General features: G+C 58.7%; 9 protein-coding genes and 1 tRNA gene. 8 read left to right on the top strand and 2 right to left on the bottom strand.

Translation table 11 applies throughout. From position 1 onward, the window contains the following. The first annotated feature begins 363 nt into the window (after positions 1-363). From ACTHN9_RS01975 to ACTHN9_RS01940, 8 genes are all read left to right on the top strand, one after another. A complete protein-coding gene (locus ACTHN9_RS01975; protein WP_440535072.1) occupies positions 364-1245 on the top strand; it encodes a MurR/RpiR family transcriptional regulator in 882 nt (293 codons plus the stop codon). Then, on the top strand, positions 1238-2257 hold the full coding sequence (iolG, locus tag ACTHN9_RS01970) for an inositol 2-dehydrogenase (protein ID WP_440535071.1): 1020 nt from the start codon (positions 1238-1240) through the stop codon (positions 2255-2257). Before ACTHN9_RS01975 ends, iolG begins: the two co-directional genes overlap by 8 nt. A 168-nt stretch (positions 2258-2425) precedes the next feature. Then, positions 2426-3472, top strand: coding sequence for a Gfo/Idh/MocA family oxidoreductase (locus ACTHN9_RS01965; protein WP_440535073.1), 1047 nt, complete (start codon positions 2426-2428; stop codon positions 3470-3472). A gap of 147 nt (positions 3473-3619) precedes the next feature. Beyond that, positions 3620-3691 (top strand) — tRNA-Lys (locus tag ACTHN9_RS01960). A gap of 252 nt (positions 3692-3943) precedes the next feature. Continuing rightward, entirely contained in the window at positions 3944-7318 is a 3375-nt protein-coding gene (locus ACTHN9_RS01955) for a Tc toxin subunit A (protein WP_440535070.1), read from the top strand. A gap of 103 nt (positions 7319-7421) precedes the next feature. Then, entirely contained in the window at positions 7422-12155 is a 4734-nt protein-coding gene (locus tag ACTHN9_RS01950) for a neuraminidase-like domain-containing protein (RefSeq protein WP_440535069.1), read from the top strand. Positions 12156-12192: 37 nt separating this feature from the next. After that, complete coding sequence (locus tag ACTHN9_RS01945; protein ID WP_440535068.1) at positions 12193-16671, top strand: SpvB/TcaC N-terminal domain-containing protein; 4479 nt, start codon at positions 12193-12195, stop codon at positions 16669-16671. Positions 16672-16869: 198 nt separating this feature from the next. Then, positions 16870-17097 (top strand): sulfurtransferase TusA family protein, encoded by a 228-nt coding sequence (locus tag ACTHN9_RS01940; RefSeq protein ID WP_440535067.1) that lies wholly within the window; start codon positions 16870-16872, stop codon positions 17095-17097. Positions 17098-17156: 59 nt separating this feature from the next. On the opposite strand, the gene ACTHN9_RS01935 is transcribed toward ACTHN9_RS01940, so the two are convergent. Further along, a complete protein-coding gene (locus ACTHN9_RS01935) occupies positions 17157-19952 on the bottom strand; it encodes an AMP-binding protein (RefSeq protein WP_440535066.1) in 2796 nt (931 codons plus the stop codon). A gap of 780 nt (positions 19953-20732) precedes the next feature. Further along, complete coding sequence (gene galU, locus ACTHN9_RS01930; RefSeq protein WP_440535065.1) at positions 20733-21614, bottom strand: UTP--glucose-1-phosphate uridylyltransferase GalU; 882 nt, start codon at positions 21612-21614, stop codon at positions 20733-20735. Between the last annotated feature and the right edge of the window lie 112 nt (positions 21615-21726).

Here is a 21726-nt window from a genome sequence, read left to right as displayed (position 1 = left end):
GCGTGGGCCGACGAGACAGCGAACGGACCGAACGCGAATGCCAGCGCGGAAGTGAAGGTCGCGGCGAACGTTCTCAAAGCGGCCTTGCGGGTGCCAAGTCTCATTTGTCTCCACCTATTTCGAAGTTATGTCGTTGGGAGCGACGCATGACCGACCCGCGCCGCTCACGAAACAGAGTAGGCGAAGTCGAACGCGATTGCAAAGAAAATTTCATTGCGCTGAAAAATGGAAAATCCGTTCCATTTTGCTCCGGGCCTGCCTATAATCGGCATCGTCGGGACGCGCGTGTGCCGGCTAGGGAAAGCCCTCGGTGCCTGTAGCGCCCTGAGTCGGAGCGGCTACCCGCTTACAAAAGGACAAGCCATGCAGGAAGACACCACCGACGAGCTGCCGAGCGTCGACGAGCTCATGCAGCGCGTCGCTGAGACGTACGATTCGCTGCCGCGGCAACTGAAGAGCGTGGCCTCGTACTTGGAGCAGCACCGCTCGAGCGTGATGGTGGATCGCACGAGCGATATCGCCACGAGCTGCGGCGTGCATCCCTCCGCGGTCGTACGGTTCGCGCAGCGTTTCGGTTTTTCCGGGTTCTCCGATCTGCAGGAAGTGTTCAAGCAGGCGTACGCCGGGCAGAGCCCGTCGGGGCAGACCTACAAGCAGCGCATCCGCAAACTGATCGACGAAAAGCCCGGGCGGCTTTCGGGCGGCAATGTCGCGCGCGAGTTCGTCGCCGCGTGCCGCAACGGTCTCGACGAGCTGGAAGCGACGCTCGACGACGAACAGTTCGAGGCCGCCGTCTCCATGCTTCAACACGCGGAAAACATCTATGTGATCGGCGTGCGGCGCTCGTTCGCGGTGGCGAGCTATATCGTCTACGCGCTGCAGCACACGGCCAAGCGCGTGCATCTCGTGTCCGGCTTCGGCGGCATGTTTCGCGAGCAGATCCGCAGCGTGAAAAAGGGCGACGTCGTCATCGCCATCAGCTTCGAGCCGTACGGGCGCGAGACGCAGTATTGCTTGCGCGTCGCCCACCATCATCAAGCGCAGACGCTCGTCATCACCGATAGCCGTCTGTCCCCGCTCGCGCGTTACGCGAGTGCCCAATTGTTTGTGAAGGAAGGCAGCGCGTTTGCGTTTCGCGCGCTGACCAGCACGATTTGCTTGTGCCAGGCGCTGTTCGTGGCGCTTGCGTACCGGCTCGAGTTGAACGTTGAAGAATCCAAGGACACAGGAGGATACGATGACTAGTAACAGCACGGGCGGCCGGATAATCGACGTCGCGGTGTTCGGGGCGGGCCGCATTGGCCGCATTCATGCCGGCAACCTCGCGCGCCATCCCGGCGCGCGGCTCAAATACGTCGTCGACGTCAATCGCGTTGCGGCGGCCGAGCTGGCGGCCCAATACGGTGCGACGGTGGTCGAGGCCGACGTGGCGCTTGCCGACGCATCGGTGGGCGCCACCGTGATTTGTTCGAGCACGGATACGCACGCCGATCTCATCGAACGCTCGGCCGCCCGCGGCAAACATATCTTCTGCGAAAAGCCCGTCGATCTCGAACTCGAACGTGCGCGTGCTTGTGCGCGTGCCGTCGAAGCGGCGGGCGTCGTGTGCATGATCGGCTTTCAGCGCCGGTTCGACCCGACCTTTGCCGCGGTCAAGGCGCGTATCGCGGCGGGCGAGATCGGCACCCCCGAAATGCTCGTCGTCACGAGCCGCGATCCGGGGGCGCCGCCCGTCGAGTACATCCGCCGCTCGGGCGGCATTTTCAAGGACATGCTGATCCACGACTTCGACATCTTCCGCTGGATTCTCGACGACGAAGCGGTGACCGTGCATGCCAACGGTAGCTGCTTGACGGATCCAGCGATTGCCGATGCCGGGGATGTCGATTCGACGGCCGTGACGATCCGCACGAGGCGCGGCCGTCTGTGCCAGATCAACACGACGCGCCGCGCGGCCTACGGCTACGATCAACGGTTCGAAGTGCTCGGCAGCGCGGGCATGCTGCAAGCCGGCAATGTGAGGCCGACGGAAGTCGTCTCGTATACGGCGAACGCGGTGTCGAGCGACGTGCCCGAGGCGTTCTTCCTGGAGCGCTATCGCGCCGCTTATGCGAGCGAAATCGCGCATTTCTTCGATGCGGTGACGCAGGGCGCACCCGTGCGCACGACGATAGCCGATGGCGTCAAGGCGTTGGAACTGGCTGAGGCCGCGACGCGTTCGTGGCGCGAAGGCCGCATTGTGAACGTGGGCGAGTAGGGTCGCGGTGCGTGGCGGATCGCGCGCGGCGTTAGTGTGCGCGATTAGCTCGATCCGCTGGATTCACTCGGCCCACCTGAGCGCTCGATTCGGCCGTAGCCGCCGCCACGAGCGAAACGATTGAAGCGATCGAAGACGATCGCGATAAGGAGCGAGACAGTGACGACGATGGCGAAGCGCGGGCCGGTGAAGATCGGCATCGCGGGATTGGGCCGTTTGGGCAAGCGGCATGCGACGAACTTGGCGTATAGCGTGCCGGGCGCGATCCTAGCGGCCGCGTGCAGTCCCGTGAGCGAGGAACGCGATTGGGCGCGCGACACGTTGCCCGCGCCGCGACTTTATTCGGACTACGAAGCATTGCTCGCCGATCGTGAACTCGACGCAGTTTGGCTCGTTACGCCTTCCTCGCTGCATGCGGAACAAATCGTGGCGGCCTTGCAGGCGGGCAAGCATGTGTTCTGCGAGAAGCCGCTCTCGCTGAATGTGGCCGAATGCGAGCGCGTGCTCGACGTCGCGCGCGAATATCCGCATTTGGAAGCCACAATCGGCTTCATGCGCCGGTTCGATCCGAGCTACCGCGACGCGTACGAGAAGGCGGTGGCGGGCACGATCGGTCGGCCCTTCATGGTACGGTCGCAAACGACCGACCAAAACGATCCGGACGGTTTCTTCGTCCGTTTCGCGCCGACCTCGGGCGGTATCTTTCTCGATTGCACGGTGCACGATATCGACGTCGCACGGTGGTTCTTCGGCGGCGCGCGTGCAACACGGGCGTTCGCGACGGGGACGATCGCCCTGCACGAGGGCCTGCGCGAGTTCGGCGATGTCGATAACGGGGTGGGCGTCGTGGAGTTCGAGGGCGGACGGTTGGCGGTGTTTTATGCCTCGCGCACCATGGCGCACGGCAACGATACGCATAGCGAGGTGATCGGAACGGCCGGCGCCCTTGCGATCGGCCACAATCCGCGCAAGACTCGCGTGGAGATCTACGAAGCGGGCGGCGTGCGTAGCGAAAGCACGCCGACCTTCTTCGATCGCTTCGAGGACGCGTTCCTGCATGAGGCGCAGGCGTTCGTGCAAGCGGTGGCGACGCGCTTGGCCGGCGGCGAGCCCGAAACGGCAGCCGGCGCAACGTTGGCCGATGCGCTCGAAGCGACGAGAATCGGTAAAGCGTTGCGGGAAGCGTGCGTGAGCGGTTCGCCGGTTTTGCTGTAGGCATTGCACGGCAATGGCGGGCCATGCCGATTGCCGCTTAGTCGCTTGGCGCTGGCGAGTGCGATGGCTCGCAATATGGGATATCGATAGGGTAAATGGCTGTTTCCTCGTCGACGAAACGGGTTGGCGCCGTTACGATTGCGGCGTAGATCGTTGGCTCACAGGCAGAGCAGCGGTCTTTTAAACCGCCGAAACTTGGTTCGACTCCAGTACGATCTGCAGCAAGCACAAGGGCTACGGGCATTGCGTCTGTAGCCCTTATTCATTTTTATCGTATCCGTTTTAATCGTTCCCGGGTTATCTCAATAGTTGAAATCGGTAGAGCGCTCTCGATGCGCTTAGACCGAGACAAGGTGTGTCTCGAGAAATTACGGAATAGAGTTACAGCACGCGGCATACCTTTGATAGCGCGTAGCGTCGCAGTCGAACAAACACCGTAAGCCGGCTTGCCACCTTGACGACGGAGTGAGCATGACAATTAGCCCCTTGATCGAACGCGTGGAGTCGATATTTAGCTTGGAGGGCGAACTCAGCAGCCTCGGTTATACGTCGGTTTTCGATGTGGCAAAAATTCCCCGCGAACGGTTCGTCAAGCTGCATCGCGGTACATTGGGGATAGAGGGCGGGGCGATCTACGATTTGGCAATCGGTTATGCGCTGCAAGTCGCTCAGAAGTATCGGCACGGAGGCGTGACGACGGGGATCGACGCCGCGGTGCGTGGGGTGTTCTCCCGGCCTGGCCCGGACTATCCCAATCAGTTTCTCGATAAAAGCACCGGGTGGAAGATCAATGCACCCAGTGGTGCACCGGAAGCGAACGACGGGCCGGTCGCTTATCTTTCGTATATCTACAAAAGGGCGTTGGATCAGGAGAAGGCCGGGGATGCCACGGCTATGAATACGCTCGCACAGCGGAGGCCCGATATTGGGAATCTCTTGATCGACGACGCTGCGATCAATGAGGAGGTGTCGCAGCTTCAATTGGTCAATGAAGTGTTGACGTCGGCAATTAAAGGAACGAGCGATTTTCAGGGGGTGAGCGACGTCAATTCGAAGTTCGATACGGAGCGCTATCCGAACTTCTTTCCTTACAGTTTTGCGAATCGACAGATTGTCGCGGCGCAGTCGACGCTTAATGTCGAAGTTGAAGACTACTTGTTGGCACAAAACCCCGCGCTGCTGCCGAGCTTTTGGTCGTCGACAAAAAATCTCAGCGACGACCAAGCCGAAGATCTGACTAGATTGCAGATCATGGCTAGTGGATTGTCCAGCGAGCAACAAAACATCGTCGTGGAGCCGCCTTGGTTCGCTGCCGGAACGAACAATGGGCCAGGATTCTATGAGAAGAATTTCGGCAGTGCCGCGCTCACGGTCTCCGACTTCGCATCGATCGACACGCTGTGCAGTCATACCGGCCTGACAGTGCCGGAAGTCGAGCAAATGTTATGCGTGACGGCGGGACAGAACAATGTCATCCGATCCGGCAATTGCCCAGCCGAGCCGGAAGCGAATCCCGGTGTCTACGGTGCACGATTCGTTAATGCGATGCAGATCAATTCGAATGGGAGCAATTACATTTCCATCGAAAAGCAAAAGGACGGGACGCTGGTAGTTAATTCGCTCACGGACGATAGAATGGATCGCATCAATCGTATGGTGCGTCTGAAAAAGTGGCTTGATCTTCCGTTCGAAGACGTCGATCTTCTCGTGTCATCGCTTGTGGCGGATGCTCAAGTATCGAGCCAGGCGCTGATGGATGACCATGTACTCCGCCTGCTTGGAGTCTACCGACACTATCGAAAAATGCACTCGGTCTCCGTCAAAGCGTTTGCCGCTTGGTTCTCGCATGTGACGCCTTATGCGGTTTCACCGGAAGCGCCGTTTTTTGATCGGATATTCAATAGCGGTAACGGTTTCGATGCGCCGCTTGTGGCTGATAACCAAAATTTCGACTGCACCGCTACGTCCGGGGATGATGGGGCACGCGTACAGAAGATCTGCGCGGCGCTGCAACTGTCTCGCGACGAATTCCTAACGATCGCTGGGGCGTTGATCAAAACTCGAGGGCTGGTGCAGATATGCTGCAGTCTTGATCATCTTTCTGCGTTCTATCGGGTCGCGTCGCTTTCGGATGCGCTCGGGGTCGCCACGATTGACCTCCTTGAGATCGTCGATCTCATGGATCGGGACACGGGCTACGTATGGGCAGACTTATTCATTGCGTCGATTTCAAGCATAAGCCTCTTTCAGACGCTTAGCCACGTTGCACTTTGGTTTAAGAATAGACGGCTATCGGGCCAGAGTGCATCGATCATGCTGACACCTCGGACGGAGTTTGTCTCGACGGGGGTCTATCGTACGGCTAATGTTAATGCCGAGTACTTGAGCAATTTTTCGCTCAGTTGGAGCGATGTGATTGACGGCGATGGTTCGGGATATGTTTATTTTACGCAAAGAATCGATTTTTCGACTAACGGTGATCAGTGGATTTACCCGATATCCTATCCCCTTCCGAATGGATTGTCTTTAAACGGCTACCCGTATTGGGCGACCTCCGATTCGCTATCCGAAATCAACAAAGATTACGCGGTAAACGGGGGGGTTCAACAGGACTTTTTGTTCACCTTGGATGCCTACCGGAAGGCGTCCGGTGGCGTAAAATACGCAATTTGTATTCCTTTAAAAATAAAACGCGACAAGCTGTCCGGGCTGCATGAAATGTCGTCAAAATTGAAGATATCGGTTAATGTGACCGTAATAGCGGGGTCGCTGCAGGTGCCGCAGGATTCGATCGTGCGAGCCGGGGCGATCAGTCCGCAGGGAACGGCCTATCAGTTGGAATTTATTCAAGATGTCTGGCGGCTGCTTGGTAACACATTGGTTAATTCCGCATTATTCCAGCGCAGCGGAGCTCCGTTGATCAATAACAGCCAGAAGCCGATCGACTGGCTGCAGTTGCTGACGGCCAGCAAGCTTGTGGACGGAGCCGGGCTGGTCACCGACGCCGCCAGCGACACGGTTAACGTCACCGGCATCGCGTTGCCGATAATCAAGGCGATCCGTGATGTCGTCAACGGTCAAGCGCTCACCGCTACCGAAAAGACGCAAGCGATGGTGGCGCTCAACGCAGCGATCGTCCAGGCGCGTCAAACGCAGACAGGCGTGGCGACGAGCCTGCTGGCGCAGACGCTGAACGTGACGCAATCGCTATCCGCGTTGTTGCTTCGCTGGGTCGGGCAGACGCCTTATCAGTTTTTGCGCGCGACTTGGGCGTTGAAGTCTGCCGTTAACGCCGCAGTGGATATTCCAGGCGGTTACTTAACCACCCTCGAGGAAACCGCTCGATGCGCGCTGCTATGCCAACATTTTTCGGTGAGTCCCGCGGCGCTCGAGCATTTGCTCGATTACCCGCATCGGTTTGGCGTGCGCTCGGCCCACAGCGGCGATGTGACGCTCGCTTCGGCTTACCTCCTGGGCCGATACGAAGACTTGCTTCATCGAATCGGCGCGGCGAACAGCGGGACGGAAGACGACGTGCTGGCATTCCTCGATCTAGCGAATAGTCCGGCGCCGCAACCGGAGACGGCCGCGGGCCTTATGGCGCGGATGCTGGGTTGGAAGCGGGAAGCGGTCCTGGATTGCTGGACGGTGCTAGGCGGTGTCGCCAAGACGGTTTCCGACCTCGATTCCGTCGTGCGGATGCAGCAAGCCGAAGTGGACACCGGGCTCACCGTATCGCAGCAGCGACAGGCTTTTATCTTGGATCGCAGCTTTACCTACGCCGCCTGGCAAGCCGTAGGACAGGCGATGGTCGCGGGAGCGAATCGCGTCACCGGCATGAACTGACGCTCCAGTATTGGACGTTGTACAGGCGAACTTCGTCCCGAAACACCCCACTCATTCCGGGCGCCTTCTTCGGTGTGCCCGACGTCTCATCGAGGTGACTACTATGCCGTCGGCGCTGGAAAAGCAGTTGATCGAATCCCAACGCGATGCACTCGTGGCGGGGTTTATGCAGTTCGTGGGCCCGACGTTGAAGAGCGTGGGGAACGCACAGCTCACCACCGAAGATTTGTACGACTACCTACTGTTCGATCCCGAGGTGGCCGATGACGTGGCGACGAGCCGCGTGGCGAGTGCCATATCGAGCGTTCAAACGTATATGACACGGATCGTGAATGGTTCGGAGCCGGGCTTTCCCGCGGTAGCCGCGTCCGTGGTCGAGATGTGGCGGGAGAACGATAACCAGTACGGCGACTGGGCAGCCTGCGAGGAAGTGACGGACTACCCCGAGAACTACATTTCGCCCGTGACGCGGCAGACCAAGAGTCATTACTTCACGGATCTCGAAACGACGCTCAACCAAAACCGGCTCGATCAAGATCGCGTTCAGGCCGCCGCGCTCGGGTACCTGAACGAGTTCGAAGCGGTCAGCAATCTCTACGTGTTGAGCGGGTATATCCATATGCAGGACTCGACACAGGATCTAAACAAGGCTACCTATTATTTCGTGGGGAGAACGACCGCCAAGCCGTATCGTTATTACTGGCGATCCATGGATCTAAGCAAAAATGGAAATGGCGGCGCTGGGAAACCCGTTACGCCGAATTGCTGGAGCGATTGGCTACCGATTGGATTGCCGTTGGCCGGCGATGCGGTGCTCGAAAAGACGGTTCGACCGGTCTTTTACAACGAGCGGTTATACATTGCGTGGGTGGAGCGCAATCCCGTTCGCGATAAAAATCAAGACGGTACGGAAGCTAACACGCGATCGTATCGGCTATATTTCGGCTATAAGCGCTTCGACGATACTTGGACGGCACCGAATGGCGCGTCGTTGGCGGGATCGACGGTGAGCGGGAATGCATTGTCGATTAATGAGTTGTCTGGCGATTTTCACGTGGACTACGTTGAGCTGCTGGCAACGACCGATTTCAGCGACGATGGCGGAGTGCACGGTAGTAATGTCTACGGTCGCCTCATGCTGGGCGTGTTCGTGCGTGATTTTTCCAATGGCAATGTTAACAAGCCCACCGTCTACGGTTATCAGTACTGCGACTCCTCGTTTAATGAGCGAAATTTGATCGAGGATACGCGAAACAAACTTTTTGCTTTGTTTAAGGATAACGGGACGGGCTACAACCAGGATCCATCGGGAACGATTGGCACTTTGCAGTACCCGCTCTATACGCATACGTATAGCATTGGCTCGGTCGCGCCATTGTCGGACGTCAATGATATTCCGGTCAAAAGCGGGCTCGGGGCGGGAAACCTGCACGCGGCGAATACGAGCGACATTAGTTGCACGGAGCAGTGGTGGACGAGGATCGCCGATCTGGTTCATGCTAAAGCCGGCGCGTCCTCGCTGGTCTATTTGTCGGGTGATTCGTTGTGGGTCGATCTTGCGCTTAATGCCGATTTTGTGAATGATTTTACATTTACAGTGGATGAAACCGTTGGATCTTTGGGAGGGATATACGCTGCTAATGGTGGGTTCGGATATGTGCCGTCGAACGGAGATGGAAATGTCGGCAGCGGAAGTGTCACAATTAGACGCGTGGATATCGATAATTACGTTTTTGTAAATACGGGGTTAACACACAATCCGAAGTTGTTTACGGGTCAGTTATCGGCTTTGCAGGATGGAATGTATCGATTGTCTGTTGCTCTCTATTTTGGATGGCTGCCGGAGATTGAGGTGCAGAAGGAAAAGCTTAGATTTTATGCCACTGGTGGTGATTTTTTGGATGTGCTCGATGTGACGGGGACGCCCATAAAGGGATCCATAGTAAATTCTTTGTTTAATATGGATTGTTTGCTTACTGGTATGCGCGCAGTTACCACGAAGCAGGGGTGTATCGTAAATGGAATAATGAATTTGGCGAAGATGAAAAATCTTCGCGAATATTCCTGTGCGTCCATCATATGGACTGCGAACGGCAGTAAGCAAACCGACCCGCCTAGCACTGTTGCATACGGACTCTCCGCCTCCAGCACGACCAGCCTAAGTATCCCGGTGAGCCTGCTATCGCCAGGCACGAACGACGTCTATATCTGTCTGGCGGTCACGGATAAAGAGTCCGTGACGGGCAACGACGATGACGTCTGGACATGGTATAAAGTCACTGTAACGAGCGGCGATCTAGTCGACTCCCTCACCCAGCCGCCTCAACTGAAATGGAATTACGACTCGAAGCTGGGGCTCGCTCAATATCTCGATTTCTGTAACCCGAAGCTTCCCGCGGACACGCGCCTGAACACCACGTTCGTTCGTACTTTGATCGCCAAGGCGCGCTTGGGGCTGGACAGCTTGCTCGATTACGCGCTACAAATCGCCCTCCTCGAAGCCCCGCTGGTAGCGGGAGATCCCCCGGAGCCGATGGATTTCAACGGCGCAAACGGCCTCTATTTCTGGGAGTTGTTCTTCCACATGCCGTTTTTTGTCGCCTGGCGCTTTTCGAACGAACAGCAATTCGCCGACGCTCAGAGCTGGTTGCACTACATCTTCGACCCCTCCGCGGCAAACAAAGCGAATAGCGCACCCGATTACTGGAACGTGTACCCCCTTTGCCATTCGAAGGGCCAATACGCCTACTTGGTTGAGGATCCTTTGGATCCCGATGCCCAGGCCTACGCCAATCCGGTCATTTATCAAAAGGCCGTCTTCATGGCCTACGTAAGCGACCTGATCGATCAAGGCGACGCGTGGTATCGCCAGCTCACGCGCGACGGATTGACGCAAGCGAGGGTCATCTACGATCTGGCCGCGGAACTGCTCGGGCCAAGGCCTGACGTCACATTGAGTAGCGCATGGGTGCCGCAAACGCTCGATGCACTCAGCAAACAGTCGAATTCCGCGCTGCGCGAGTTCGAGCGCGAGATGGTTCCAGCCAAAGAGGGGATCGTCGATCTAGGCGGGCGAGACGTCAGTTACCTCCTGCTCGCCGACAACACCAATTTCATTGCGCCGCTCAATGCCTACTTGCTGGCCTATTGGGATGCATTGGACGCTCGGCTATACAACCTTCGCCACAACCTAACCGTCGACGGCAAGCCGATGTCGCTGGCGCTCTACGAGGCGCCGGTCAACCGGGTGGCGCTGCTCGAGCAGCGCGCGCAACCCGGCACCCTGAACAGCGCAGGCGGTGCAGTCTCGCTAACGATTCCGCCGTACCGATTCAGCGCGATGCTGTCGCGTGCGTACAGTGCGGTGGCGATGCTGTCTAGCTTCGGCGACAGCTTGTTGTCACTCTATGAGCGCGGCGATTCGGCCAGGAGGGAGGAATTGCAGCAGCAACAGTTGCTCGACATGTCGAGTTACTTGCTCACGCTGCAACAGCACACGATCGACGGCCTGGCGAGGGATGACGAAGCCTTGATCGCCAGCGCGAACACCGCGGCAGCGCGTCGCGATTGGTATCACGATCTCTATGTCAAAAATATTTCGGATACCGAGCAGAAGGTCATGGATGTTCACGCGGGTGCGGAACAGCTTATGACCGTTTCGCAAGGCATGATGGTGGCAGGCGGAGCGTTGAAGATACCGCCGACTATTTTTGGCATGGCGGACGGGGGGATGCGGCTAGAGGGCGTCGTCGACGCCGTCGCAAACGTCATGCTGACAGCAGGGCAAGTGCTGAGCGTGACCGCGGACCGGCTAGCCACGAGCGAAAGTTACCGCAGGCGCCAGGAAGATTGGAAAAACCAATCTCAGCAGGCTGATTCGGAGTACACCACGGTCGGTAAGCAGCGCGATGCGCTATCGGTGCGTGCGACGGCCGCACAATTGGAACTCACGCGGGTAGAGGCGCAACAAGCGCAAATCAAAGCCGTGCACACCTTCCTCAAAACGCGCGTCACGCAGGCTGCGCTATATCAATGGCTACTGGGCCGCCAAGCGGCGCTTTACTACCAAGTGTACGATGCGACGTTATCGCTGTGTCTTGCCGCGCACGCTTGCTGGCAGTATGAAACGGGGGATTTCACGAGTACGTTCATTCAGCCGGGCGCATGGAATGATCGCTACTACGGCTTGCAAGCGGGGCAAGCGTTGCAACTCAATCTGCAGCAAATGGAGGCCGCGTACCTCGCTCGCCATGAGCGCCGCTTGGAGATTACTCGCACCGTGTCCTTACTAGAGATCGCGGGGGCGTCCGCTTTCGAGCGACAAAAGAAAGACGGCGCCTTCCACTTCGGTCTCTCCGAATTGCAGTTCGACAAGGACTATCCGGGTCACTACCTGCGGCAGATAAAGTCGGTGGCGATCAGTTTGCCGGGCTTGCTTGCGCCCTTCCAAGACATCAAAGCGACGTTGATGCAGACGGCGAGCAGCACGCTGCTGAACGCCAGCATCGACGGTGTGAACTATTTGAACGGCAAATCGAAAAGCGTGGGACAGGCGCAAATCGTCACGAATCTTCGCGCCAGTCAACAAATCGCGTTGTCCTCTGGCTTGAGCGACGCGGGCTTGTTCGAACTGAATTTCGGCGACGAACGCTACTTGCCGTTCGAGGGCACGGGTGCCGTGTCGAACTGGGTGCTCTCGTTCCCGCGCTACAACAAATCGATGACGCAAATGGCGTTTCTGAAGACGCTCACCGATGTGATCGTTCACGTGCGTTACACAGCGATCGACGGCGGGAGCGATTTTGCCGCCCAGGTGGACAAGACGTTGGGCAATTGAGCTGCAGTCGGATCCAACCTACTACGACCGAGCGACCATGCCGAACCATTCTTCGCTGTCTGTCCAGCAGCTGGCGTTGCCCAAAGGCGGCGGGGCGATCGTCGGGGCACGCGACAAGCTTAGCCCGGTCAACGCCAGCGGGATGGCCGAATTCTCTTTCCCCTTCCCGATTTCGGCGGGCCGAGGCTATGCGCCGACGTTGGTGCTGAACTACAGCAGCGGGGAAGGAAACGGTCCGTTCGCATTGGGATGGGGTTTGAACGAGACGGTCATTCGACGCCGAACGAACCGCGGCGTTCCGAGCTATGACGGCGGGACGGAAGACGAATTTGTCGGCCCCGATGGCGAAGTGCTCATCGCCGAGCGAAACGCGGATGGGCAGACGATCACAAGTACGGTCAGCCAATACGGCAACAAGAACCTGGGAAAAACATACCAAGTCACCCGCTACTATCCCCGCGTGGAAGGTTCGTTCGATCGTATCGAACGCTGGCAATGCGCCGAAACGACGGACGATTTCTGGTTGATCCACGGTGCCGACGGACAACTGCATTGCCTCGGCAAGACAGGCGGCGCGCAGGTAGCCGATCCAAAGCACGCGGCGCACATCGCCGAGTGGCGTATCGAGGAATCCGTCAACCCCCTGGGCGAACACATCTACTATCGCTATGTCGGGGAAAACGCAGACAACGCGACGGCCGATAACGAAAAGCCGCGCGATCAAGTGGCGAATCGGTATCTGGCCGAGGTGTACTACGGGAATCGAACAGCCGCCGCCGATCTGTATGTTTGGGATAGGGCCGATGCGAGCGGGCAGGGGTGGTTGTTCAGCGTCGTATTCGATTATGGGGAGCGCGGTGTCGATCCCAATGAGCCTGCCCCCTACACGGCGGCTAGCGGCAGCAAATGGCCGCTGCGGGAGGATAGCTTTTCCCATTACGACTACGGGTTCGAAGTCCGTACGCATCGATTGTGCCGGCAGGTCTTATCCTTCCATCACTTCCCGGCCGAGCTGAAACAGGCGCATACGCTTGTACGACGGTGGTTGCTGACCTATCGAGAATCGCCGGTCGTCAGTCAACTCGTGCAGGCCCGTACGTTCGCGTACGAAGCGGATGGTACGGTGCTGAGCATGCCGCCGCTCGAGTTCGGCTATAACCCGTTCGATCCGAGCCAGCTTATTGCCGACTATCAGGTGTTCGACGGCATCGCGCAATTGAACGATGCGTTGCATTATCAGATGGTCGATCTCTATGGCGACGGCGTGCCCGGCGTGCTGTTTCGCGAGGGGACGTTCTGGTACTACCGCGCGCCGGTTCGCGGCACACCGGGCACCGACGAAATCGCGTATGGCGACGGGAAGGCGCTGCCTGCCGTGCCGTCGATGCAACCGACGCGCATTGCCTTGATGGATATCGATGGCGACGGACGTCTCGATTGGCTGGTCGCACAGCCCGGTATGTCGGGGTGCTTTTCGATGCAAGAGGGCAACGCGTGGTCGCGATTTACGCCTTTTACCGCCTTGCCGACAGAGTTTTTTCATCCGCAGGCGCAACTGGCGGATTTGGTGGGCGCCGGGCTGGCCGATGTGGCGCTGATCGGGCCGAAAAGCGTCCGGCTGTACGCCAATCAACGTCGTGGATTCGGCGCGGGAGCGGATGTCGCGCATGAACTCGCCGAAGGGGAGCTGGGCCTGCCGATCGCCGGACGCGATGATCGCGAGGTGGTCGCGTTCTGCGATATCCTCGGTTCAGGCCAGCCTCATCTCGTTCGCATTCGTTACGACGGGGTGACATGTTGGCCCAATCTTGGCCGCGGAAATTTCGACGCGCCGTTCACCCTCGCGGCACTCGATTTCGATCAAGCCTCGTTTAATCCGGATCAAGTGTTTCTGGCCGACATCGATGGGAGCGGCGCGGCGGATCTGCTCTACGTCGAACAGGATCAACTCAAGCTATTTGTCAATCAGTCCGGCAACGGGCTGGCTGCGCCGGTCACGTTGAAACTGCCGCAGGGTTTGGTCTTCGATCGTTTGTGCCGTGTCAGCTTTGCCGATCTTCAGGGCTTGGGCGTCGCGAGCTTGTTGATCTCGCATCAACACATGATGCCGCGCCATTGGCGGCTGGATTTCACGAAGTTCAAGCCTTACTTGCTGAAGTCCATCAACAACAATATGGGCGCTGGAACGACGCTCGAGTACCGCAGTTCGGTTCAGTATTGGCTCGACGATAAGTTGGCTGATCCCGATCTGACCTCGGCGTTACCGATGCCCATGCATACGCTCGCCCAGGTCGAGACGGTGGACGAGATGACCGGGAACGTGTTCACCTCATACCATCGTTTTCACGATGGCGTGTACGACGGCGTTGAACGCGAGTTTCGTGGGTTCGGGTTTGTGACGTCATGGGACGCCCCGCGCGCCACGCCTTTGCTCGGCTCGAACATACCGGCATCGCCGCCCATGTTCACCCAATCGTGGTATCACTGCGGGCGGGAAAGGGATGAATCGATCCAATTCGGCACACCCTATCGGGACAAAGACGCCATGATCGTCAAGCCGACCCGATTGACGCAGTACGACGCGCACCGGCGGCAAGATGTCGACTTGGGTGCAGTTGATGCAACCACTCGCTTTTGGCTGTTTCGCTCGCTCAAAGGTATGCCGTTGCGGCAGGAAACGTACGGGCTCGACGGCAGCGCCGAAGCGGGCGTACCGTATTCGGTGTCGACCTGGCGTTATCAGGTTCGGCTCGTACAGCCGGCGAGCGGCAATGTCGGCCCTGTCGCGCTGCCTGGCGAGCTAGAACAGGTCAGCTACCGCTACGAACGCATTCCCGTCGATCCAGTGGTCAGTCAACAGGTGCGGCTGCGTCGCGATCAATACGGTGCGGTCACATGGGAAGTGGGCGTGAACTATCCGCGCCGCCCAAAGCCGGACAAGAGTCCTTACCCGGACTCGCTGCCTGCCACGAGTTGGGATAGCAGCTACGACGAGCAGCAAACTGGCTTGGTGCTAACCGAGTATTGTAGTCAACCGATAGAACGCGACGCGGCTCAAGCGTGGCGATTGCGCTTGCCTTACCAGAGGCGGGAAAACGTTCTGACCTACGACCGTCACCAAGTGCCCAGCGGCGGGCTCGACTTCGAATCGTTGAGCGGGCAAGGCGGTTTGCTCGACCCGAGTAAGCGGCGCGTCTACGCTGGACAGGAGCAGGTCGTCTATACCACCGATCCGGGCCCGTTTGTCGGTCTGGTCGATCACGTGGAGACGGCCGAATTCGATGATTCGTGCTTGAAGGCATTCGACGGTGCGCTCGACGATCGCGCGCGCGACGCGCTGCTGAAGCAAGCCGGCTATGAACTCGCCGATCGCATTTTGTCGCCGGGCAAGAGCGCGGAATCGCAAGTTTGGATTGCTCGGCGCGGGTATTCCGTCTATCGGAAGGCGTCCGCGTTCTACCGGCCCAGCAGCGCGCGCGCTAGCCTCCTGTCCGGCGCCACGACGTACGAATTCGACGATTACGTTTGTGGTTTGACGAAGACGACCGACGCGCTCGGCAACGAAACGGCCGCTGAGTACGACTATCGGTTTTTGGAGCCGAAGCGCGTGGTCGACCTCAACGCGAATACGCATGAGGTTCTGCTCGATGCGCTCGGGCGTGTCGTGGCGACGAGTTTTTACGGTACCGAGGAGGGTGTCGAAGTGGGCTTTTCCCCGGTTTCGACATTCTCGATGAAAGGCCTGACAGTCGAGGGCGCGATAGAGGCGGCCGGCACCCAGGCGCAGCAGGTGGCGAGCGTTCATGTCGAAGATGCCTTCAGTTGGATGGGGCAGCTTTCGCAAGCGTCATTGAAAGACCTCGCCGATGACGTGGCTGGTCTATGGAAGAAGCTCGTGCAATGCGGTTTCATGACGTCGGACGGCTGGATTTTATCGGCAGGTCGAGCTTGGGGCACCGGCTCGACGAACATTTCCGGCATACCCGATGGATTGCATTCGGCGATTCGAGCGGTGAGTCGGGTGCCCGTTCAATTCGCCGTCTTGGTCGCCGATCGCTATCCGTCGGATGCCGCACAACAGGTACGGGTGAGCGTGCACTACTTCGACGGAATGGGGCGCGCCTTGCAAGCGGGGGCGAAAGTGCCTCCTGGGCCAGCGTGGCAGCGTGAAGCGAATGGCGAAATCGTTGTAGACGGCAACGGGTTGCCCGTCATTGTCGATGCCCCCTCTCGATGGGCCGTGTCGGGAAAGGTCGAGTACAACAACAAGGGACTGCCGGTACGCAACTATCAGCCGTACCACGTGGACGATTGGCGGTACGTCGTCGATCGGGCGATGCGCACGTGCGGGTATGCCGATACGCATTTTTACGATGCCGTCGGGCGAGAGGCCAAGGTGGTGACGGCGAAGGGTTATTTGCGCCGCAATCGCTATTACCCGTGGTTTACGGTGGTCGAAGACGAGAACGATACGAGCCCCGATTTCGAGCCGCCGTATCAGGGCGACAACGCTTAGCCGTGAACCGGGCCAATCCCGCCGATCCTTTCGGATGTCGCCACGCGGGCCGAATAAGATGGCGTCGCCATCGGAGGCTAGAAGCGGGCCGGCCGGGAAGCGCCAACCGCGGCGGCTCGCTGCTGTAAAATTTCTGCTTCACGCGGGCCGCGTCGATCACCGCACGAGTCCAAGCGTTTCAAAGAAAGGCGATTCCCCATGGAAATCCACAAAGAAGTCGATGCGCGCGGGCTGACCTGCCCGCTGCCGATCCTCCGCGCCAAGAAAGCATTGGCCGACATGCAGAGCGGCCAGATCCTAAAAGTGCTGGCGACGGACCCAGGCTCGCAACGCGATTTCGCCGCATTCGCCAAGCAAACGGGCAACGAAATCGTCGAAAGCTCGACTCAGGACAAAACGTTCGTCTTCCTGATGCGCCGCCGCTAGGTCCGCGCCAGCCGATCGTGCGAATCGGTGCGGCGTATCCATGCCGCTACGCGCCGCGTTCAGTTGCCATCGAGCGTTCGGTCGAGTTCGGCGCGAAGCAATGCCTGAAACGCTGCAACATGCTTGGGGCCCATTAGGGTGTAGTGTTCGCCTGGCACGTCGATATAACGGTTTGGACGACGGGTGAAGTTGTCCCACTGCCTGAGTTGCACATTCAGCCAGTCATCCTTCGTGCCGCGCAGCGGAATGGCGTAGAACACCGACATCGATTCGACACTGCCTGAAGGCACATAGGTGCGCCCGAGCGAAACGAGAGAGTGCCCGAGGTTCGCCCACGCCCGGAATTTCTCGAGATCGATCTGAAGTTCCGCCAATCGCTCGGGCGGTGCAATGTCCATGAGATACGCGTACGGATCCCTTCCTGGTTCCAGCGCTCGCAGTGTGGCGGGTAAAGTCTGCGTTTGCTTCCCGTCGATCAGCGAGAGAAAAAAGGCGAGATTGACGGCGTTCTCGATCGGATCGAGTTCGTCCATTCGGTACTTGATATGGGGCGGCAAGTTGAAACTGCCGAGGAAGCCCACGCGCTCGCCTTGGGATTCGAGCACCTTGGCGATCTCGAAGGCGACGGCCGCACCATAGGAATAGCCGGCGATCGCATAGGGGCCATGAGGCTGGCGCTGCCTGATCGCATCGACGTACGTGCGAACCATTTCGTCGAAACTCGAAAAGTATGCCTCGCCGGCGTTGAATCCGCGCGCGCGCAACGCATAGAACGGACGTTCGTCGACGAAATACCGGGCGAGATTAACGAAGACGAGAATTTCACCCACACCGGGGTGAACGCAGAAAAGCGGTGTCTTGTCGCCGGTCGATTGGAGGGGGACGACGGGGTCGTAACGCTCGGATGCCGCTCGCGCCCCCGACGCGACCCACCCGGCCAACGTCTGTACCGTGGGGTGCTTGATGATGGCGAGGACCGGCACGTCGGCGAGGTCGATACGCAACTCGAGCAGGCGTTTGAGTTTCAAGATTTCGAGCGACGTGCCTCCGAAATCAAAAAAGCTGACGGTTGCGCTGACGGCGTCGTGTGCCACACCAAACACTTCGGAAAAAATTCGTGCGATGGTCGTTTCCAGCCTGCCCTGCGGCGAGACATGCTCGCCCGTTTGACGTCTTGCCACGTTGTCGACGTTTGACTGATGAACGGCTAGCAGCCCCGTCTCGAGCCGCTGGCGAAGCAAGTTTCGCTGGATTTTGCCGAGGCTCGTTTTGGGAAATTCGTCTTTCGGCAGCGGCAAGACGATCGAGGGCCGAAAACCCCACAGCAAAATGGTTGCATTGCGTACTGCGACGAGAAGCCGATAGAGCGCTTTCGCGTCCTCAATCGGAAACGCAGTGGCAAACGTCACGACAAGGCGCTCTGTCGCGTCTCCGCTTTGCCGCGTGGGGAATGCCGCGACAAAGGACTTTTCGATGCCGTCTAACTGTTCGATGGCCGTTTCGAGTTCGTGGCTGAAGTAATTCACACCATTCACGATGATGCTGTCCTTGCTGCGGCCGACAAGATGAAGACGACCGCCCTCGATGCTTCCCAGGTCGCCCGTGCGGAACCAGCCATCGCTTGTGAACGCTGCACGCGTGGCTTGCGCGTTGTTGTAGTAGCGCGTAAAGATCATCGGGCCGCGCAGTTGCAATTCGCCCTGTGCGCCGTCGGGCAATGGCATGCCGCACTCGTCGACGACGCGCATCTGCAGTGCACGGATCGGCCGGCCCAGGTCGGCGAATTCGCGATCGGCAGGGGTGTCATGGAACTCGGTGGAATAGATCGATCCCGCGCAGGTCTCGGTCATGCCGAATGCCGGCCATAGAGCATCGCGCGAAAGCCCGTAAGGGGCGAGCAGATCGAGGAAGCGCCGAGCGGTATCCGCGACAATCGCCTCGCCGCCCGAGACGATATGCTTGACGCAGGAAAGGTCGAAGGGCCGCTGCGCGACATCCAGTGCAGCATGATCCGCCGATTCGCACACGGCATTGATTTTTCCGAGGAGGAAGTTCGGTGCGAACGTCATGGATACTCGGTGACGATCGATGAGCCGCAGGAACAGCAGTGGGTCCGCCACCACCGCTGCCGAATCGACATGAATCTGCGTCGCGCCGACGTAGAGCGGCAACATGTGCGCTTCCAGGAGAGCCGCGACATGATCGAACGAGATCCAGTTGAGCGTGGTATCGGCGCAGGTCAGACGCTGACGTTCGGTCTTGCCTGCCATGGAGGCGAGCAGATTGTCGTGGCTGAGAACGACTGCCTTCGAATTGCCGGTGGAACCCGACGTGAGCATCAGCACCGCCGCGTCTGCGGGTTCCGGCGTGTGCGCGGATCGGTCGGGGCGGCCGGTGCGCAGCGCGTCGATCTCCGCCGTTTGTACAGCGCTGCGAGCAAGCTCGCCTTCCAAGGCGGATGTCGTGACGAAAAGCGGATGGCTTAGCAAGCGATCGACATGATCCAGATGGGCGGCCCAACGCGTTGCGTCGTTGCGCACGGGTAGAAGGGGGCACGGCACATAGCCACCCAGTAGGCACGCCCAGAAGGCGGGAATGAAATCGCTGGCGTCTTCGAGCAGCAGTACGACATTCGCGCCCGCACGAAGGTTGTGAACGCGAAGCCCTCCGACAATCCGCTGCGCTTCATCGAGAAGATCGCTGTATGACTTCATTGACGCGGCGCTGTTGCCGTCGGATGCGATGAATTGCAGTCCGGAGTCTGGGTACTGTTGTGCCGCACGCACCAGCAGGTTGCCGATACCCCCTGAGCATTCAGTTGTCCGGGAGTCGAGCATGCGCGTCAATCGTTCCATTGCAAGTGAATCCTTTTTCGGTCAAGTAAGAAAGGGTAAATTTTTGAACCGTCGGTTCGGAAAGTTGTAACCCGAAGCGGCTCGATCTCAGTGTGTATTCGGTACGATTGACGGCTTATATCCATCGGCTCCGGTGGCTAGGAGCGCCATTCGTTCAGTGCTTGAAAGAGCGGACCAAAAACGTTGAGAACTTTAGTCTCGATGTTTAGCTAAAGGTCCTGTCAGGTGTGACAGGACGTACATGCAAAGGTCGTCAACGCCCCGCCACGACAAGGCATGTGTGCGATCGGCAGAAAAATCGGACGTCAGTTTCAGTGAATCCCTACCAAGGCGCGCCCTTAACGGCGGCTTGATGCATATCGGGTAATGATTCGGCCAATTGCGATCCCAAGACGGTATGTCTACCAATCGAGCTTCGCGAATAACCTTCTATCCGACCTTCTCAACGGGAATGCCAGGCAGAACATAGCGCATCTTGTAAAAGAGGAGCGGCTGCTATGATCCGGGGGAGCGTTATTTGTGAAAGAAAGACGCGACGATGTCGATCGCTAGCGCGAGTCGTTGCGAAGGAGGGCGGTATCGGTAAGATACCGCACGCGGATTGCGAAGTTGATCGATTGAATCCGATCGACTTGTGGGCGAGGGAGGAACTCGATAGGTGCGCGTCGGATATGCCACCGAATAGCAAACGAAGCCGCCAACCGCCGATCCATGTAAATGGGGGCGAAGCCTACCGGCCCCGCCCCCGCACCGATTTCACCGGCGCCGCCAGACGCCCGCTCAGCTATCCATCACCGGCGAGCGCGTGCGCAAATAATGCTCGAACTCCTCGGCCACTTCGGGGTGGCGCAGCGCGAACTCCACCGTCGCCTTCAGATACCCGAGCTTGCTGCCGCAGTCGAAGCGCGTACCGTGATACTTATACGCCAAGACTTGCTCGTCGCCGAGCAGCGATTGAATACCGTCGGTGAGTTGAATCTCGCCACCCGCGCCCGGCTTCAATGCACGCAGATGATCGAAAATGCGCGGCTTCAAAACATACCGGCCCACCACGCCCAAATTCGAAGGCGCCACTTCGGGTGCCGGTTTTTCCACGATACCCGACATCTTGATGATCGCGTCTTCCCATTCCTTGCCGTCGACGATCCCGTACGAACGCGTCTCTTGCGGCGGAATCTCTTCCACCCCGATCACGGAGCTGTGGTAGTGATCGAAGACGTCGATCATCTGCTTCATGACGGGCGGCTCCGCATAGAGCAAATCGTCCGCGAGAATGACGGCGAACGGGTTGTCGCCAACCAGCTTCTCGGCGCACAGCACCGCGTGACCCAAACCGAGCGCTTCGGGCTGGCGCACATAGAAGCAATCGACATGGCTCGGCTTGATGCTGCGCACGAGTTCGAGCAGCTTTTCCTTACCGCGGGCCTCGAGCTCGGCTTCGATTTCATACGACTTGTCGAAATGATCTTCAATCGCGCGCTTGCTGCGGCCCGTCACGAAGATCATCTCGGTGATGCCGGCGGCCATCGCTTCTTCGACGGCGTACTGAATCAGCGGCTTGTCGACGATCGGCAGCATTTCCTTCGGGCTGGCCTTCGTGGCAGGAAGAAAACGCGTGCCGAGCCCCGCAACGGGAAAGACGGCCTTGGTGACTTTTAGCATGGCATTACCCTAGTTGTTACGGGTGGGACCACGTGCCCAATCGATGCGAACGGTCAAGCCGGCAGGCGCGCGATTTGCGCGCTGAGCTTTGCGATGGTGTCCCGGTATTGTG

It is taken from the genome of Trinickia sp., from assembly GCF_051953405.1.
Taxonomy (GTDB): Bacteria; Pseudomonadota; Gammaproteobacteria; order Burkholderiales; family Burkholderiaceae; genus Trinickia.
Note: the sequence above shows the minus strand (reverse complement) of the source record. Positions and strands in the feature narration are given on the sequence as shown.

Excerpts from the sequence above, each read along its gene's own strand:
- ACTHN9_RS01975 (WP_440535072.1), top strand. The coding sequence starts at position 364 with ATGCAGGAAGACACCACCGACGAGCTGCCGAGCGTCGACGAGCTCATG.
- iolG (WP_440535071.1), top strand. The coding sequence starts at position 1,238 with ATGACTAGTAACAGCACGGGCGGCCGGATAATCGACGTCGCGGTGTTC.
- ACTHN9_RS01965 (WP_440535073.1), top strand. The coding sequence starts at position 2,426 with ATGGCGAAGCGCGGGCCGGTGAAGATCGGCATCGCGGGATTGGGCCGT.
- ACTHN9_RS01955 (WP_440535070.1), top strand. The coding sequence starts at position 3,944 with ATGACAATTAGCCCCTTGATCGAACGCGTGGAGTCGATATTTAGCTTG.
- ACTHN9_RS01950 (WP_440535069.1), top strand. The coding sequence starts at position 7,422 with ATGCCGTCGGCGCTGGAAAAGCAGTTGATCGAATCCCAACGCGATGCA.
- ACTHN9_RS01945 (WP_440535068.1), top strand. The coding sequence starts at position 12,193 with ATGCCGAACCATTCTTCGCTGTCTGTCCAGCAGCTGGCGTTGCCCAAA.
- ACTHN9_RS01940 (WP_440535067.1), top strand. The coding sequence starts at position 16,870 with ATGGAAATCCACAAAGAAGTCGATGCGCGCGGGCTGACCTGCCCGCTG.
- ACTHN9_RS01935 (WP_440535066.1), bottom strand. The coding sequence starts at position 19,952 with ATGGAACGATTGACGCGCATGCTCGACTCCCGGACAACTGAATGCTCA.
- galU (WP_440535065.1), bottom strand. The coding sequence starts at position 21,614 with ATGCTAAAAGTCACCAAGGCCGTCTTTCCCGTTGCGGGGCTCGGCACG.